The sequence below is a fragment of the Pseudomonas sp. C9 genome, from assembly GCF_002000165.1.
Taxonomy (GTDB): domain Bacteria; phylum Pseudomonadota; class Gammaproteobacteria; order Pseudomonadales; family Pseudomonadaceae; genus Aquipseudomonas.
The window spans coordinates 2,936,333-2,951,106 of the sequence record NZ_MPAK01000001.1 but is presented as its reverse complement, the minus strand read 5'-3'; the positions used below and the strand labels follow the sequence as shown (position 1 = coordinate 2,951,106).

The 14,774-nt window shown below is 59.9% G+C and carries 19 protein-coding genes; 10 read left to right on the top strand and 9 right to left on the bottom strand.

Features of this window, described 5'->3' with window-relative positions; translation table 11 throughout:
- Nucleotides 1-29 precede the first annotated feature (29 nt).
- The 9 genes from proC to BMS17_RS13760 all read left to right on the top strand — a co-directional run bounded on the left by proC (nt 30) and on the right by BMS17_RS13760 (nt 6,309).
- Entirely contained in the window at nt 30-848 is an 819-nt protein-coding gene (proC, locus tag BMS17_RS13800) for a pyrroline-5-carboxylate reductase (RefSeq protein WP_077431104.1), read from the top strand.
- 24 nt (nt 849-872) lie between these two features.
- Nucleotides 873-1,460 carry a YggT family protein gene (locus BMS17_RS13795; protein WP_046029737.1) on the top strand — a complete coding sequence of 196 codons (588 nt, stop codon included), beginning with the start codon at nt 873-875 and terminating at the stop codon, nt 1,458-1,460.
- Nucleotides 1,460-1,756, top strand: a complete 297-nt coding sequence (locus tag BMS17_RS13790) for a DUF167 domain-containing protein (RefSeq protein ID WP_046029736.1) — start codon at nt 1,460-1,462, stop codon at nt 1,754-1,756. Before BMS17_RS13795 ends, BMS17_RS13790 begins: the two co-directional genes overlap by 1 nt.
- A 183-nt stretch (nt 1,757-1,939) precedes the next feature.
- A complete protein-coding gene (locus BMS17_RS13785; protein WP_077431103.1) occupies nt 1,940-3,079 on the top strand; it encodes a homoserine O-acetyltransferase in 1,140 nt (379 codons plus the stop codon).
- A gap of 7 nt (nt 3,080-3,086) precedes the next feature.
- The gene (gene metW / locus BMS17_RS13780; protein ID WP_046029734.1) at nt 3,087-3,707 is read left to right on the top strand and encodes a methionine biosynthesis protein MetW; all 621 of its coding nucleotides are present in this window, start codon (nt 3,087-3,089) and stop codon (nt 3,705-3,707) included.
- A gap of 26 nt (nt 3,708-3,733) precedes the next feature.
- The gene (locus tag BMS17_RS13775) at nt 3,734-4,168 is read left to right on the top strand and encodes a DUF4426 domain-containing protein (protein ID WP_046029733.1); all 435 of its coding nucleotides are present in this window, start codon (nt 3,734-3,736) and stop codon (nt 4,166-4,168) included.
- On the top strand, nt 4,165-4,761 hold the full coding sequence (gene rdgB / locus BMS17_RS13770; RefSeq protein WP_046029732.1) for an RdgB/HAM1 family non-canonical purine NTP pyrophosphatase: 597 nt from the start codon (nt 4,165-4,167) through the stop codon (nt 4,759-4,761). The genes BMS17_RS13775 and rdgB overlap by 4 nt, the downstream gene beginning before the upstream one ends.
- On the top strand, nt 4,758-5,963 hold the full coding sequence (hemW, locus tag BMS17_RS13765; protein WP_046029730.1) for a radical SAM family heme chaperone HemW: 1,206 nt from the start codon (nt 4,758-4,760) through the stop codon (nt 5,961-5,963). Before rdgB ends, hemW begins: the two co-directional genes overlap by 4 nt.
- 22 nt (nt 5,964-5,985) lie before the next feature.
- Nucleotides 5,986-6,309, top strand: coding sequence for a DUF3392 domain-containing protein (locus tag BMS17_RS13760; RefSeq protein ID WP_046029728.1), 324 nt, complete (start codon nt 5,986-5,988; stop codon nt 6,307-6,309).
- 12 nt (nt 6,310-6,321) lie between these two features.
- Here the strand turns inward: BMS17_RS13760 and BMS17_RS13755 are convergent, their stop codons facing one another.
- The 5 genes from BMS17_RS13755 to BMS17_RS13735 form a co-directional block, all read right to left on the bottom strand.
- Nucleotides 6,322-7,113, bottom strand: a complete 792-nt coding sequence (locus BMS17_RS13755) for a hypothetical protein (RefSeq protein WP_046029726.1) — start codon at nt 7,111-7,113, stop codon at nt 6,322-6,324.
- Between the two features lie 178 nt (nt 7,114-7,291).
- Entirely contained in the window at nt 7,292-8,017 is a 726-nt protein-coding gene (trmB, locus tag BMS17_RS13750; RefSeq protein WP_046029724.1) for a tRNA (guanosine(46)-N7)-methyltransferase TrmB, read from the bottom strand.
- Nucleotides 8,018-8,026: 9 nt separating this feature from the next.
- Nucleotides 8,027-8,821, bottom strand: a complete 795-nt coding sequence (locus BMS17_RS13745; RefSeq protein WP_046029722.1) for a thiazole synthase — start codon at nt 8,819-8,821, stop codon at nt 8,027-8,029.
- Between the two features lie 62 nt (nt 8,822-8,883).
- The gene (thiS, locus tag BMS17_RS13740; RefSeq protein ID WP_175648963.1) at nt 8,884-9,084 is read right to left on the bottom strand and encodes a sulfur carrier protein ThiS; all 201 of its coding nucleotides are present in this window, start codon (nt 9,082-9,084) and stop codon (nt 8,884-8,886) included.
- A 90-nt stretch (nt 9,085-9,174) separates the two neighbouring features.
- Nucleotides 9,175-9,546, bottom strand: coding sequence for a DUF423 domain-containing protein (locus BMS17_RS13735; protein ID WP_046029720.1), 372 nt, complete (start codon nt 9,544-9,546; stop codon nt 9,175-9,177).
- A gap of 74 nt (nt 9,547-9,620) precedes the next feature.
- On the opposite strand from BMS17_RS13735, the gene mtgA reads away from it, so the two are divergent.
- Nucleotides 9,621-10,343, top strand: a complete 723-nt coding sequence (gene mtgA, locus BMS17_RS13730) for a monofunctional biosynthetic peptidoglycan transglycosylase (protein WP_046029718.1) — start codon at nt 9,621-9,623, stop codon at nt 10,341-10,343.
- A gap of 206 nt (nt 10,344-10,549) precedes the next feature.
- Here the strand turns inward: mtgA and rpoH are convergent, their stop codons facing one another.
- From rpoH to ftsY, 4 genes are all read right to left on the bottom strand, one after another.
- Nucleotides 10,550-11,404, bottom strand: coding sequence for an RNA polymerase sigma factor RpoH (gene rpoH, locus BMS17_RS13725; protein WP_007897890.1), 855 nt, complete (start codon nt 11,402-11,404; stop codon nt 10,550-10,552).
- A gap of 112 nt (nt 11,405-11,516) precedes the next feature.
- Nucleotides 11,517-12,539, bottom strand: a complete 1,023-nt coding sequence (gene ftsX / locus BMS17_RS13720) for a permease-like cell division protein FtsX (RefSeq protein WP_046029714.1) — start codon at nt 12,537-12,539, stop codon at nt 11,517-11,519.
- Nucleotides 12,536-13,207, bottom strand: a complete 672-nt coding sequence (gene ftsE, locus BMS17_RS13715; RefSeq protein WP_008026149.1) for a cell division ATP-binding protein FtsE — start codon at nt 13,205-13,207, stop codon at nt 12,536-12,538. Before ftsE ends, ftsX begins: the two co-directional genes overlap by 4 nt.
- On the bottom strand, nt 13,204-14,724 hold the full coding sequence (gene ftsY / locus BMS17_RS13710; RefSeq protein WP_077431101.1) for a signal recognition particle-docking protein FtsY: 1,521 nt from the start codon (nt 14,722-14,724) through the stop codon (nt 13,204-13,206). Before ftsY ends, ftsE begins: the two co-directional genes overlap by 4 nt.
- Nucleotides 14,725-14,774: the final 50 nt, after the last annotated feature.

Here is a 14,774-nt window from a genome sequence, read left to right as displayed (position 1 = left end):
GCTGACACCACTCTTTATAAGGACCTGACATGAGCAAAACCCGTATTGCCTTTATCGGTGCCGGCAACATGGCCGCCAGCCTGATCGGCGGCCTGCGCGCCAAAGGTCTGGACGCTGCGCAGATCCGCGCCAGCGATCCCGGTGCCGAAACCCGCGCCAAGGTCGCTGCCGAACACGGCATCGAAGTATTCGCCGACAATGCCGACGCCATTCAAGACGCCGACGTGGTCGTCCTGGCGGTCAAACCTCAGGCGATGAAAGCCGTGTGCGAAGCGATTCGCCCAAGCCTGAAGCCCAATCAACTGGTGGTGTCGATTGCCGCTGGCATCACCTGCGCCAGCATGAACAACTGGCTCGGTGCTCAGCCGATCGTACGCTGCATGCCTAATACCCCGGCGCTGCTGCGTCAGGGCGTGAGTGGTTTGTTCGCCACGGCCCAAGTGAACGCCGATCAACGCCAGCAAGCCCAAGAGCTGCTGTCGGCTGTCGGCATTGCCCTGTGGCTCAACGAAGAACAGCAACTGGACGCCGTCACTGCGGTGTCCGGCTCCGGCCCGGCGTACTTTTTCCTGCTGATCGAAGCCATGACCGCCGCGGGCGTGAAGCTGGGCCTGCCAGCGGACATCGCCGCACAACTCACCCTGCAAACCGCGCTGGGCGCCGCGCACATGGCAGTCGCCAGCGATGTCGATGCCGCCGAACTGCGTCGTCGTGTAACGTCGCCTGCGGGCACCACGGAAGCTGCGATCAAGTCGTTCCAGGCCGGCGGCTTCGAAGCCCTGGTCGAAACAGCACTCGGCGCCGCCGCGCATCGCTCGGCCGAAATGGCTGAGCAACTTGGTCGCTAATCAGCTCTTACAAAGGATTCAATAATGCTAGGACTCAATGACGCTGCCGTTTTCATCATTAAAACCTTGGGCAGCCTGTACCTGCTGATCGTGCTGCTGCGCTTCATCCTGCAACTGGTCCGGGCGAATTTTTACAACCCGCTCTGCCAGTTCATCGTCAAAGCCACCCAACCGCTGCTCAAGCCACTGCGCCGGGTGATCCCGAGCATGTTCGGGCTGGACATGTCGTCGCTGGTGCTGGCGCTGATCCTGCAGATGCTGCTGATGGCGGTCATCCTCACGCTCAAAGGCTTCGACGTTGACTGGCTGCTGTTGGTGCCATGGTCGATCATTGCGCTGTTCTCGCTGTTCTTGAATGTGCTGTTCTACGCAATGATCATCAGCGTGATTCTGTCCTGGGTCGCCCCGGGCAGCCACAATCCGGGGGCTGAGTTGGTCGGCCAGATCACTGAACCGGTACTCGCGCCGTTCCGCCGCATCATTCCGAACCTGGGCGGCCTCGATATTTCGCCGATCTTCGCGTTCATCGCGATCCAGCTGCTGCAAAGCTGGCTGATCCCGCGCCTTGCGTTCTATGCGTTCATGCCGCAGGGCCTGCTTGGCCTGATCTGATGAGCTACTACCGCTGGGACGGTGACGACCTGATTCTGGAGTGTCACCTGCAACCGGCCGCCCGCAGCGATGATTTCTGCGGGCTGCATGGGGATCGCCTGAAAATCCGCCTGACCGCACCACCGGTCGAAGGCAAGGCAAATGCTTACCTGATGGCGTTTCTGGCCAAGGCGTTTGGGGTCTCCAAGAGCCAGGTGAGTTTGATCAGCGGTGAGCTGAACCGGCAGAAACGGGTGCGGATTTGTTCGCCGAAGAAGCTGCCGGAGTTGCCTGATCTGGTGCGTCCGGCAGGTTGACCGCGTCATCGTTCATCGCGGGCAAGCCCAGCTCCTACAGAGGCATGCATTCCCCTGTGGGAGCCGGGCTTGCCCGCGATGGCCGCACCTTGGCCTGACAGGAAGAAATCAGCTCGGGCCTTTGCTTGCCGCTAACCCCACCGGTCTTTAGACTTACGCCTCATTTCAACGAGAGCAGGGTCGATGCCAACTGCCTTTCCCCCCGATTCTGTTGGTCTGGTGACGCCGCAAGTGGCGCACTTCAGCGAACCCCTGGCCCTGGCCTGCGGGCGTTCGCTTCCAGCCTATGACCTGATCTACGAAACCTATGGCACGCTGAACGCCACGGCGAGCAACGCCGTGCTGATTTGCCATGCGTTGTCCGGTCACCATCACGCTGCCGGTTTTCACAGCGCCGACGACCGTAAACCCGGTTGGTGGGACAGCTGCATCGGGCCCGGCAAGCCGATCGACACCACCAAATTCTTCGTGGTCAGCCTGAACAACCTTGGCGGTTGCAACGGCTCTACCGGCCCGAGCAGCATCAACCCGGACACCGGCAAGCCCTTCGGCGCCGATTTCCCGGTGCTGACCGTGGAAGACTGGGTGCACAGCCAGGCGCGTCTGGCCGACCGCCTCGGCATCGGCCAATGGGCAGCAGTGATCGGTGGCAGCCTTGGCGGCATGCAGGCGATGCAATGGAGCATCACTTACCCCGACCGCATTCGTCACTGCCTGGCCATCGCCTCGGCCCCAAAGCTATCGGCGCAGAACATCGCGTTCAACGAAGTGGCGCGCCAGGCCATCCTCACCGACCCCGAATTCCACGGCGGTTCGTTCCAGGAAGCCGGCGTGATTCCCAAGCGCGGTCTGATGCTGGCCCGGATGGTCGGGCACATCACCTACCTGTCCGATGATTCGATGGGCGAAAAATTCGGCCGTGGCCTGAAAAGCGAAAAGCTCAACTACGATTTTCACAGCGTGGAATTCCAGGTCGAAAGTTACCTGCGCTATCAGGGCGAAGAGTTCTCCGGGCGCTTCGACGCCAACACCTACCTGCTGATGACCAAGGCGCTGGACTACTTCGACCCGGCAGCGAACTTCGATGATGACCTGGCGAAAACCTTCGCCAATGCCCAGGCCAAGTTCTGCGTGATGTCGTTCACCACCGACTGGCGCTTCTCCCCTGCCCGCTCGCGGGAACTGGTGGACGCGCTGATGGCCGCGAAAAAAGACGTCTGCTACCTCGAGATCGACGCCCCGCAAGGCCACGACGCCTTCCTGATTCCGATCCCGCGCTACCTGCAAGCCTTCAGCAACTACATGAACCGCATTTCGCTTTGAGGAAGACATGAGAGCCGATCTGGAAATCATCCAGGAATGGATCCCCGCCGGCAGCCGCGTGCTCGACCTCGGCTGCGGCGATGGCGAACTGCTGACCTGGCTGCGCGACCACAAGCAAGTCACCGGCTATGGCCTGGAAAACGACCCGGACAACATCGCCGAGTGCGTGGCCAAAGGCATCAACGTCATCGAGCAGGACCTGGACAAGGGCCTGGGCAACTTTGCCAGCAACAGCTTCGACATCGTGGTCATGACCCAGGCGCTGCAAGCCGTGCATTACCCGGACAAGATCCTCGACGAAATGCTGCGCGTTGGGCGCCAGTGCATCATCACTTTCCCCAACTTCGGTCACTGGCGCTGCCGCTGGTACCTGGCGAGCAAGGGCCGGATGCCGGTCTCCGAGTTTCTGCCGTACACCTGGTACAACACGCCGAACATCCACTTCTGCACCTTCGAAGACTTTGAGGCGTTGTGTCGTGAACGTGAAGCCAAGGTCATTGATCGGCTTGCCGTGGATCAACAGCATCGGCACGGGTGGGCCAGTAAGCTATGGCCTAATCTGTTAGGTGAGATCGGTATTTACCGCGTCAGCAGCCCCGGGCTGCAGGATCACAAGGTCGCTGTCTGAACCACGACATTCCAAGGAGAACGAATATGGGTCGTCTAGCGCTGTTTCTACTCACTGCCTGCCTGAGCGTCACGGCCATGGCCGCGGACGCCATCAAGGGCGATCGCCAGGAAACCTTTGGCGACGTGACGGTGCACTACAACACCTTCAACTCCACATTCCTGACACCGGACATCGCCAAATCGGCGGAGTTGATCCGCAGCAAGAACCAGGGCGTGATCAATGTTGCCGTGATCAAGGAAGGCAAGCCGCTGATGGCTCAGGTGAGCGGCACGGTCAAAGACCTGACCAGCCAGAGCGTGCCCCTGCAATTCAAACAAATCACCGAACAAGGTGCGATCTACTACATCGCGCAATACCCGGTGGATCAGCAGGAAGTCCGCACCTTCGAAATCAAGGTGCAGAACGGTGACAAAATCAACACCATCAATTTCAACCAAGAGCTATTCCCCGGCGAATGATCAACTTCACGCAACTCGTATTGGCCAGCCATAACGCCGGCAAACTCAAGGAACTCCAGGCCATGCTCGGCGACTCGGTGCAACTGCGCTCGATCGGCGAGTTCAGCAGCGTCGAACCTGAAGAAACCGGCCTGTCGTTCGTCGAGAACGCCATCCTCAAGGCCCGCAACGCCGCGCGCATCTCCGGCCTGCCGGCGCTCGCCGACGACTCTGGGCTGGCAGTGGATTTCCTCGGCGGTGCGCCGGGTATCTATTCGGCTCGTTATGCCGATGGCAAGGGCGATGCAGCGAACAACGCCAAGCTGCTCGACGTCTTGAAAGACGTGCCCGAGGCCGAGCGCGGCGCGCAGTTCGTCTGTGTATTGGCACTGGTGCGTCACGCCGAAGATCCGTTGCCGATCCTCTGCGAAGGCCTGTGGCACGGGCGCATTCTGCCGGCGGCCAGCGGTGAACACGGTTTCGGCTATGACCCGCTGTTCTGGGTGCCGGAGCGCGATTGCTCCAGCGCCGAACTGAGCCCGAGCGACAAGAACCAGATCAGTCACCGCGCCCGTGCAATGGATCTGCTGCGCCAGCGTCTGGGCTTGAAATGACCCGTGAATCATCCGCGTCGCCGCTGATCTTCGGCGGTGACGCCCAATCGCCACGGGCGGCACTGCCCGTGCTGCCGCCCTTGGCGCTGTACATCCACATTCCGTGGTGTGTGCGCAAATGCCCTTATTGCGACTTCAACTCCCATACCGCCAGCCCGGTGCTGCCGGAAGAAGAGTACGTCGATGCGCTGCTGGCTGACCTCGATGAAGACTTGCACGCGGTTTACGGCCGCGAACTGAGTTCGATCTTCTTCGGTGGCGGCACGCCAAGCCTGTTCAGCGCCGAAGCCTTGGGCCGATTGCTCAAAGGCGTGGAACAACGCATCCCGTTTGCGCATGACATCGAAATCACCCTGGAAGCCAATCCGGGAACGTTCGAGCAAGACAAGTTCGTGGCGTACCGGAAACTGGGGATCAATCGCCTGTCGATCGGCATCCAGAGTTTTCAGGAAGAGAAACTCAAGGCCCTGGGGCGGATTCACAACGGCGACGAAGCGGTACGCGCCGCTGGCATGGCCCGTCAGGCCGGGTTCGATAACTTCAACCTGGACTTGATGCACGGCCTGCCCGATCAGTCCCTGGAAGATGCCCTGAACGACCTGCGTACCGCCATCGCCCTGAAACCGACTCATTTATCCTGGTATCAGCTGACGCTGGAGCCGAACACGGTGTTCTGGAACCAGCCACCGACGCTGCCGGAAGACGACACCCTGTGGGACATTCAGGAAGCGGGTCAGGCGCTGCTCGCCGAACACGGTTACGCGCAATACGAAGTGTCAGCGTATGCCCAGCCGGGTCGCCCGGCGCGGCATAACCTCAATTACTGGAGCTTTGGCGACTTCATCGGTATTGGCGCGGGTGCCCACGGCAAGCTCAGCCATCCGGACGGGCGCATCGTGCGCACCTGGAAGACCCGCTTGCCCAAGGATTACCTCAATCCGGCCAAAAGCTTCAAGGCGGGCGAGAAGGCGCTGACCAACGATGAGATGCCGTTCGAGTTCCTGATGAACGCGCTGCGCCTGACCGAGGGCGTCGAATCGCGACTGTATCCGGAGCGCACCGGGCTGAGCCTGGAAAGCCTTGCCGAACACCGTCGCGAAGCCGAACAAAGTGGCTTGTTGCAGGTCGAACCGTCACGTCTGGCGGCCACGACGCGCGGACAACTGTTTCTCAATGACTTGTTGCAGACATTTCTGAGCTGATTTCAGCCTTAAGGGAAAACGAATGGATTTGATACTCGACCTGCTCGCCACCGTGTCCCGCTGGAGCCGCAGCAACCTGTCGGAAATCGCCTTGGCCTTGGTGGGCTGTCTGCTGGTGCTGTTTGGTTCGGACTTCAAAGGTTGGGTCGAGCAACGGCTGGGCAGCATTGCCGGCGCCTTGCGCGTGCCACTGATGGCCCTGCTGTGCATGATCGGTAGCGGCGCCGCGCTGATTTACGCGACGCCATGGATCGTTCGCGGCTTGAGCCAGTTCAACAACTACAGCCTGGCCCCCGTGTTGCTGGTGGTGCTGGTGCTGATTGGTGTCGTGGCTGACCGCCGCTGACGTCAACGCCTTCTATTTAGCCTCTGCCGCCATGACTGCGTTGCGCATCATGGCGCTCAGCCCCAGAAAGTCTTTGCAGCCCAATGCCTCGGCTTTATCCAGATAGACAATATTCTGGCTATCGGGACGGTCATTTTTGTTCACGCGTGTCAGCGCCAGAATGTAATTGGCCTCGGCGCGATATTGCGCTTCTGTCAGCAGCAGCGCGGCGGCGCGGGCCTGCATAGCCTCCATGATGCCTTGCTGGGGCAATGGTGCATTCACGTCCTGGAAACATAGGGAACGCGTGGCCATCAACGGATAGCCGCCGCCCTTTATGTCGGGCTTCTGAAGCAACTGCTCCAGTGTTTGCAAGTATTTCAGGTGATCGGCGTTGTGCAGATCAAACCTTTCGTAGGCCCGATCGCACACGTTGTAATAGCCAATGGCGGCTGCCAACAAGCCTTGGTCCATGGCTTTTTGGTAAAGGCCGCAGGCCTCTTTCGGCGACTGCCCGGAATACATCGGATTGCTTTGTAGGTTAGCCAGAAAGTACGTCGCGAGCGTGTGCCCGCCATCAGATGCGCGCTTGAGATTATCTGCGAGTACTTCGAGGGTACTTTCTGCATTCTCCAACTGCTCGGGCCTGTTGGTCAGATCGAGCTGTCCTGCCGCCTCCAGCCTGATTATTTCATCGGCGTTACGCTGCAGATCCGCGGCCGCTTTCTGGGCGCGCGCAAAATACTCATCGGGGGTTACGGCGGGGCCGCAGGCTGTCGAGGCCAACAGGCTCAAAAGCAACGTGCAGGCGAAGAGGGCTTTCAAACCTGTCTTCCTTTACAAGTGGGGGCGTAGAGTTGTCGGCGGATCGCCACTGAACTTGAACACCACACACAACGACGGTGGGAGCCAGCCGGCTTGCGAAGGCCTGACAATCAACGAAGTGTTGAATGTCATGAAGCTTTCGCGAGCAGGCTCGCTCCCACAGTTTGTTGCGTAAGGCTTAGGACTGTTTCTCGAACTTCAGGTCCCACACGCCGTGCCCAAGCCGTTCGCCGCGGCGTTCGAACTTGGTGATCGGACGCTCGGCCGGGCGCGGAACGCACTTGCCGTCTTCGGCGAGGTTGCGATAACCCGGCGCGACGTTCATCACTTCCAGCATGTACTCGGCGTACGGCTCCCAATCGGTAGCCATGTGCAGCACACCGCCCACCTTCAGCTTGCTGCGTACCAGTTCAGCGAACGACGCCTGAACGATACGACGCTTGTGGTGACGGCTCTTGTGCCACGGGTCCGGGAAAAACAGCATCAGGCGATCGAGGCTGTTGTCGGCGATGCAGCGATTGAGCACTTCAATCGCGTCGCAATCGTAGACCCGCAGGTTGGTCAGGCCCTGAGTCAGCACGCCATTGAGCAGCGCACCCACACCCGGACGGTGAACTTCCACGCCAATGAAATCCTGCTCCGGCGAGGCAGCAGCCATTTCCAGCAGCGAATGGCCCATGCCGAAACCGATTTCCAGCGAGCGCGGCGCCGAACGGCCGAACACTTGATCGAAGTCCACCGGCGCATCGGCCAACGGCAAGACAAACAGCGGCGTGCCCTGCTCCAGGCCTTTTTGCTGGCCTTCGGTCATGCGCCCGGCGCGCATCACAAAACTCTTGATGCGGCGGTGTTGGCGCTCTTCGCCTTCTTCCGTCTGGATTGGCGTGTCGTTTGATTCAGTCATCAATGGCTCTTACTTGATCAGACCATCCAGCGGCGAGGAGGCGCTGGCATAGAGTTTTTTCGGCATGCGGCCGGCGAGGTAGGCCAAACGACCTGCAACGATGGCGTGTTTCATGGCTTCAGCCATCATGATCGGCTGCTGGGCATGGGCGATGGCCGAGTTCATCAGCACGGCTTCGCAACCCAGTTCCATGGCGATGGTGGCGTCGGACGCGGTACCGACACCGGCATCCACCAGCACCGGGATCTTGGCTTCTTCGAGGATGATCTGCAGGTTGTACGGGTTGCAGATCCCAAGGCCTGTGCCGATCAGGCCGGCCAGCGGCATGACCGCGATGCAGCCGATTTCCGCCAATTGACGGGCGATGATCGGGTCATCGCTGGTGTACACCATCACGTCGAAGCCTTCCTTGACCAGCACTTCGGCGGCCTTGAGGGTTTCGATCACGTTGGGGAACAGGGTTTTCTGGTCCGCCAGCACCTCCAGCTTCACCAGATTGTGCCCGCCAAGCAGTTCACGAGCCAGGCGGCAGGTGCGCACGGCCTCGACAGCGTCGAAGCAACCGGCGGTGTTCGGCAGGAAGGTGTAGCGATCCGGCGACAGGACATCGAGCAGGTTCGGCTCGCCTTCGTTCTGGCCCAGATTGGTGCGGCGCACGGCGAAGGTGACGATTTCGGCACCCGAGGCTTCGATAGCCTGGCGGGTTTCTTCCATGTCACGGTACTTGCCAGTACCGACCAGCAAACGCGACTGGTAAGTACGACCGGCCAGGACGAAAGGCTTGTCGCTACGAACGATGCTCATGGGAAATCCTCTGTAGGGGTGAGGTTCTTGCAGAATTCTTGCCCTTTCGGACTGGGTGCAGACTAGCCGCCGCCGATGGCGTGAACGACTTCGACGCTGTCGCCGTCGTTCAGTGCAGTTCCGGCATGCTGACTGCGCGGGACGATATCCAGATTGAGTTCGACCGCTACCCGGCGTCCGGTCAGTTCCAGACGGGTCAGCAGGGCCGCAACGGTTTCACCGTCGGGCAGTTCAAGGGATTCGCCGTTCAACTGAATGCGCATACCGAATGCCGTCATCATTTTTAGGGGCTGGCATTCTAGCCCGATCAGTCTTGGTGACCCAAGCCATTCGTCATGAAATGGACCACCCGGTCAGCTCAACCGCCAGGCGGCAAGCCCCAGGCACGCCCAGCCCACCAGGAATGCGAGCCCGCCGAAGGGCGTAATGATTCCGAGCTTGCTGACACCGGTCAGGGTAAGCAGGTACAGGCTGCCGGAAAACAGCAGGATGCCGATGGCAAACGACGCGCCCGCCCAGGTGATCAGTCGCCCCTGAATTTGCGTGGCCAGTAACGCAATGCCCAGCAACGCCAGGGTGTGCACCAATTGGTAAGTGACGCCGGTGTGGAATATCGCCAGATACTCGGGGGTCAGACGGTTTTTCAAGCCGTGGGCGGCGAACGCGCCCAAGGCAACGCCGGTGAAGCCGAAGAAAGCGGCCAGCATCAGAAAGCCACGCAGCATTAAGAACTCCAGTCAGACTCGATCAACAGGGTCTGTATAATGGCCCGCTCAACGGGTTCGGCCAAGCCATCTCTATGCTGCGTATCTATTTCCGTCGTTTCACGAAGGCCGTGCTCTGGTTCATGGGCGGCAGCGTATTGCTGGTGTTGATCTTTCGCGTGGTCCCGCCACCGGGGACTGCGCTGATGGTCGAGCGCAAGATCGAATCCTGGTTCGACGGCGAGCCCATTGACCTGCAACGCACCTGGAAGCCGTGGGATGAAATCTCCGACGACCTTAAAGTCGCGGTGATTGCCGGCGAAGACCAAAAATTCCCGGAACACTGGGGGTTTGATCTCGGTGCGATTCAGGCAGCACTGGCTCACAACGAGCTCGGTGGCTCGATTCGAGGTGCCAGCACCTTGAGCCAGCAAGTCTCGAAGAATCTGTTTCTCTGGTCCGGCCGTAGCTGGCTGCGCAAAGGCCTGGAAGCCTGGTTTACCGGATTGATCGAGGTGTTGTGGCCCAAGCAGCGGATTCTTGAGGTGTACCTCAACAGTGTGGAATGGGATGACGGGGTATTTGGCGCAGAGGCGGCAGCCAGACACCACTTTGGTGTGAGCGCCAAAGGCCTCAGTCGCCAACAATCGAGCTTGTTGGCCGCCGTACTGCCAAACCCGCGTGTCTGGAGTGCAAGCCATCCCACCTCTTATGTGGCGCGGCGAGCCGGCTGGATTCGCAAACAGATGAGTCAGCTGGGTGGCGACAGTTATCTGGTGGGTCTCAATGATTCGCGCCGAGCGCCTTGGGCCCAGTAGCCGAACACAATTCCCGAACACTGAAAATCCCCTGTGGGAGCGAGCTTGCTCGCGATAGCGTCTGGTCAGTCGCTACAGTTATTGACTGATACACCGCTTTCGCGAGCAAGCTCGCTCCCACAAGGGCCAGGGTGAGGCATAAATCCGGGCACAAACAAAAACGCCCCGATCAATGATCGGGGCGTTTTTTATTGCCTTCGCGCCGGTTATGCCGCAATCGACAACTTGAGCTTGTTCATCGCGCTCTTCTCGAGCTGACGGATACGCTCGGCCGACACGTTGTACTTCTGCGCCAGGTCGTGCAGCGTGGCTTTTTCTTCCGCCAGCCAGCGCTGGTAGAGGATGTCGCGGCTGCGGTCGTCCAGCACTTCCAGCGCTTCGTGCAGGTTGTGGTTGGAGTTGTCGCTCCAATCGGCATCTTCCAGTTGACGGGCCGGGTCGTACCGGTGGTCTTCCAGGTAGTTGGCCGGCGACTGGAAGGCACTGTCGTCGTCCGCTTCCGCGGCCGGGTCGAAGGCCATGTCATGGCCGGTCAGGCGACTTTCCATCTCGCGCACTTCCCGAGGCTCTACACCGAGGCTTTCCGCCACACGATGGACTTCCTCGTTGTTCAGCCACGCCAGGCGCTTCTTCTGGCTGCGCAGGTTGAAGAACAACTTGCGCTGGGCCTTGGTCGTCGCGACTTTCACAATGCGCCAGTTGCGCAGGATGAACTCGTGGATTTCCGCCTTGATCCAGTGCACAGCAAACGAAACCAGACGCACACCCATTTCCGGGTTGAAGCGCTTGACCGCCTTCATCAGCCCGACGTTGCCTTCCTGGATCAGGTCAGCCTGAGCCAGACCGTAGCCGGAATAGCTACGGGCGATATGTACGACAAAACGCAGGTGGGCGAGCACCATCTGCCGAGCCGCCCCCAAATCCTGCTCATAATAGAGACTCTCGGCCAGTTCACGCTCCTGCTCCGGCGTCAGCAATGGAATGCTGTTGACGGTGTGCACATAGGCCTCCAGGTTCGCACCCGGGACCAGAGCATATGCAGGTTGCAAAGAATTGGTCATACGAAAAAACCTCCCACTTACAAACTCGTGCAGTTCAGCACTGCGAAAATTGACCGGAAACCGAAAAACAAGTTCCCATAAACGCTGAAAGGTCAATACGAGCAAAATGATACTACTTAGGCGCAAGCTCCCTCAGGTGGCGTGCGACTGCAATCCATGCACCGATATACCCCAACAGCACCGCGCCAAGCAAGAGAGACAGACCGTCGGCAACTGGCACTCCGGCCAGTGCGAAATCACTGCCGTATAAACCGGCCAGTCCTACCACCGCGTCGTTGAGCCAGTTCAGGCCAAACGCCAGTACGCCCCAAGACAGAATCCCCGCACCGAAGCCATAAAGCGCACCCATATATAGAAAGGGCCTGCGCACATAGCTGTCAGTGCCGCCGACGAGTTTAATCACTTCTATCTCTGTGCGGCGGTTTTCAATATGAAGACGAATGGTATTGCCTATCACCAAAAGTAATGCAGAAACCAGCAGCACGGTCAGACCAAAGACAAAACGGTCGCCCAGCTTGAGGATCGCGGCCAGACGCTCGACCCAGACTAGATCAAGTTGTGCCTGTTGTACCTTCGGCAACTCGGAAAGTTTTTGTCGTAATGCTTCAAGCGCCGGCTTGTCGACTTCCTTCGGGGTGACCAGAACCACGCCGGGTAGCGGGTTTTCCGGCAATTCCTTCAGCGCCTCACCCAAGCCAGATTGCTGCTGAAACTCTTCCAGCGCCTGGTCGCGCCCCACGTACTCGGCATCAGCGACGCCGGGCATCCCTTTGATTTGCTCGCGCAACGACTCACCCTGCTCAGGGCTGGCTTCCAGTTGCAGGTACAGGGAAATCTGCGCCGCACGTTGCCAGGATCCGCCCAGACGCTCGACGTTACTTAGCAAAAGTGACAGACCCATGGGCAGGCTCAGCGCGACGGCCATCACCAGGCAGGTGAAAAAGCTGCCGATCGGCTGTTTGCCCAAGCGACGCAAGCTGTCCAGCAGGCTGGCGCGATGGCTTTCGACCCAGGCCCGAAACAACGTCGGGAAATCCGGGCCGTCGTCATCGTCGTGTTTTTTCTTCTGCGGTTGCGGTTCGGCAGCCTTCGGGGCTACACGTTCGGAAACTTTAGGGCTGCGTGTCGCACTCATTCGCCCGCCTCCCCATCGCCAATCAATCGGCCACGTTGCAGTGTGAGCATGCGGTGACGCATACGAGCGATCAGCGCCAGGTCGTGGCTGGCAATCAGCACACTGGTGCCCAAACGATTGATGTCTTCAAATACGCCCATGATTTCGGCAGCCAGGCGCGGGTCGAGGTTACCCGTCGGTTCGTCCGCCAGCAGCAAGGCCGGGCGATGAACGATGGCGCGGGCAATGCCGACGCGCTGTTGCTGCCCCGTCGACAGGTCGCCCGGGTACAAATCGGTCTTGTCCGAGAGCGCCACGCGCTCCAGGGCCGAATCCACGCGCTTGGCGATCTCGGCTTTGGACAGCCCGAGGATTTGCAATGGCAGTGCGACGTTGTTGAACACCGTGCGATCGAACAACAACTGGTGATTCTGGAACACCACGCCGATCTGTCGACGCAGGTAAGGAATCTGCGCATTGCTGATGGTGCCCAAGTCCTGGCCGGCCAACAGCAACTTGCCGGTGGTCGGACGCTCCATGGCCAGCAACAGGCGCAACAAGGTGCTTTTACCGGCGCCGGAATGGCCGGTTACAAACAAAAACTCGCCCCGACGGACTCGAAAGCTCAGCTCATGCAAGCCGACGTGTCCGTTCGGGTAGCGTTTACCGACCTGTTCGAAACGAATCATGAACGCTCCCGCTCGGCAAACAATGCCTGGACAAAGGGTTCAGCTTCAAAGGTACGCAAATCGTCGATGCCCTCACCGACGCCGATGTAGCGGATCGGCAGGCCGAACTGCTTGGCCAGGGCAAAAATCACCCCGCCCTTGGCGGTGCCATCGAGCTTGGTCAGCGCCAGGCCGGTCAGTTCGACGGTCTGGTTGAATTGTTTGGCCTGGTTGATAGCGTTCTGACCCGTACCGGCATCAAGCACCAACAGCACTTCGTGCGGCGCATCGGCATCGAGCTTGCTAATGACCCGGCGGACTTTCTTCAGCTCTTCCATCAAGTTGTCTTTGGTGTGCAATCGACCGGCGGTGTCGGCGATCAGCACGTCAATGCCACGGGCCTTGGCGGCCTGTACGGCATCGAAGATAACCGAAGCCGAGTCGGCGCCGGTGTGCTGGGCGATGACCGGGATCTTGTTGCGCTCGCCCCAGACCTGCAACTGCTCGACCGCTGCCGCGCGGAAGGTGTCACCGGCGGCGAGCATGACTTTCTTGCCTTCGAGTTGCAGCTTCTTCGCCAGTTTGCCGATGGTGGTGGTCTTGCCGGCGCCGTTGACGCCTACCACCAGAATGACGAACGGTTTGTTCTGCGACGTGATTTTCAGCGGCTGCTCGACCGGCTTGAGCATGGCGGCAAGCTCAGCCTGCAAGGATTTGTACAGCGCATCGGAATCGGCCAGCTCTTTGCGCGCAACCTTTTGGGTCAGGCGCTGGATGATCACGGAAGTGGCCTCGACGCCAACGTCGGCGGTCAGCAGACGGGTTTCGAGATCTTCCAGCAGCTCGTCATCGATGGCCTTTTTGCCCAAAAACAAACTGGCCATGCCTTCGCCGATACTGGCGCTGGTCTTGGACAGGCCCTGCTTGAGACGGGCGAAGAAGCCGGCTTTGGTTTCTTCTGTACGCGGCGGTTCGACAGGTGTTTCGATGACAGCGGCGACCGGTGCTGGCGCCTGCACAACCGGAGCAACCGGAGCAACCGGAGCAACCGGAGCAACCGGAGCAACCGGAGCAACGAAAGCAGGAATCACCGCCTCTGCAACAACCGGTTCAGGCTCGGCCACGACGGCTGGCGCGACGACCGGCTCAACCACCGAAACCTGAACGGGAGCAGGTGCAAACGCAGTCGGCGCGGGAATCGGCGGCGTAATGTGCGGCGCCAACTCATCTTCAACCAATGCCACCGGTTCCTCGGCCACCGGCAGCGTCAGCCAGGGTTCGGCAATCGGTGTCAGGGGCGCTTGGGTGACAACTTCAGCGACGAGATCGGGCTCGACCACCGGTTGCAGCACCGGTTCGGCGACGGGCAACACGATCGGCGCGAGTGTTTCTTCTATAACCGGCGCCGGCGTGGGCTCAGGAAGTGGTTGTGGCTGTTCGACGACGGGTTCCTGCGGCTTTTTGCGCAGCCATCCGAACAGGCTTTTCTTCTCGCCAGCCGCAGCTGGGGCTTTCTTGTCGTCGTTGGAACCAAACATGGAGGACGGCTATCTCACGGTAGCGACGCGCCAATGGCGCCCCGGCAAAT

Coding starts and splice junctions, on each gene's coding strand:
- BMS17_RS13775 (WP_046029733.1), top strand. CDS start 3,734: ATGGGTCGTCTAGCGCTGTTTCTACTCACTGCCTGCCTGAGCGTCACG.
- thiS (WP_175648963.1), bottom strand. CDS start 9,084: ATGCGCATTCAGTTGAACGGCGAATCCCTTGAACTGCCCGACGGTGAA.
- mtgA (WP_046029718.1), top strand. CDS start 9,621: ATGCTGCGTATCTATTTCCGTCGTTTCACGAAGGCCGTGCTCTGGTTC.
- rdgB (WP_046029732.1), top strand. CDS start 4,165: ATGATCAACTTCACGCAACTCGTATTGGCCAGCCATAACGCCGGCAAA.
- ftsE (WP_008026149.1), bottom strand. CDS start 13,207: ATGATTCGTTTCGAACAGGTCGGTAAACGCTACCCGAACGGACACGTC.
- BMS17_RS13745 (WP_046029722.1), bottom strand. CDS start 8,821: ATGAGCATCGTTCGTAGCGACAAGCCTTTCGTCCTGGCCGGTCGTACT.
- metW (WP_046029734.1), top strand. CDS start 3,087: ATGAGAGCCGATCTGGAAATCATCCAGGAATGGATCCCCGCCGGCAGC.
- trmB (WP_046029724.1), bottom strand. CDS start 8,017: ATGACTGAATCAAACGACACGCCAATCCAGACGGAAGAAGGCGAAGAG.
- rpoH (WP_007897890.1), bottom strand. CDS start 11,404: ATGACCAATTCTTTGCAACCTGCATATGCTCTGGTCCCGGGTGCGAAC.
- ftsY (WP_077431101.1), bottom strand. CDS start 14,724: ATGTTTGGTTCCAACGACGACAAGAAAGCCCCAGCTGCGGCTGGCGAG.
- BMS17_RS13790 (WP_046029736.1), top strand. CDS start 1,460: ATGAGCTACTACCGCTGGGACGGTGACGACCTGATTCTGGAGTGTCAC.
- hemW (WP_046029730.1), top strand. CDS start 4,758: ATGACCCGTGAATCATCCGCGTCGCCGCTGATCTTCGGCGGTGACGCC.
- proC (WP_077431104.1), top strand. CDS start 30: ATGAGCAAAACCCGTATTGCCTTTATCGGTGCCGGCAACATGGCCGCC.
- BMS17_RS13795 (WP_046029737.1), top strand. CDS start 873: ATGCTAGGACTCAATGACGCTGCCGTTTTCATCATTAAAACCTTGGGC.
- BMS17_RS13785 (WP_077431103.1), top strand. CDS start 1,940: ATGCCAACTGCCTTTCCCCCCGATTCTGTTGGTCTGGTGACGCCGCAA.
- ftsX (WP_046029714.1), bottom strand. CDS start 12,539: ATGAGTGCGACACGCAGCCCTAAAGTTTCCGAACGTGTAGCCCCGAAG.
- BMS17_RS13760 (WP_046029728.1), top strand. CDS start 5,986: ATGGATTTGATACTCGACCTGCTCGCCACCGTGTCCCGCTGGAGCCGC.
- BMS17_RS13735 (WP_046029720.1), bottom strand. CDS start 9,546: ATGCTGCGTGGCTTTCTGATGCTGGCCGCTTTCTTCGGCTTCACCGGC.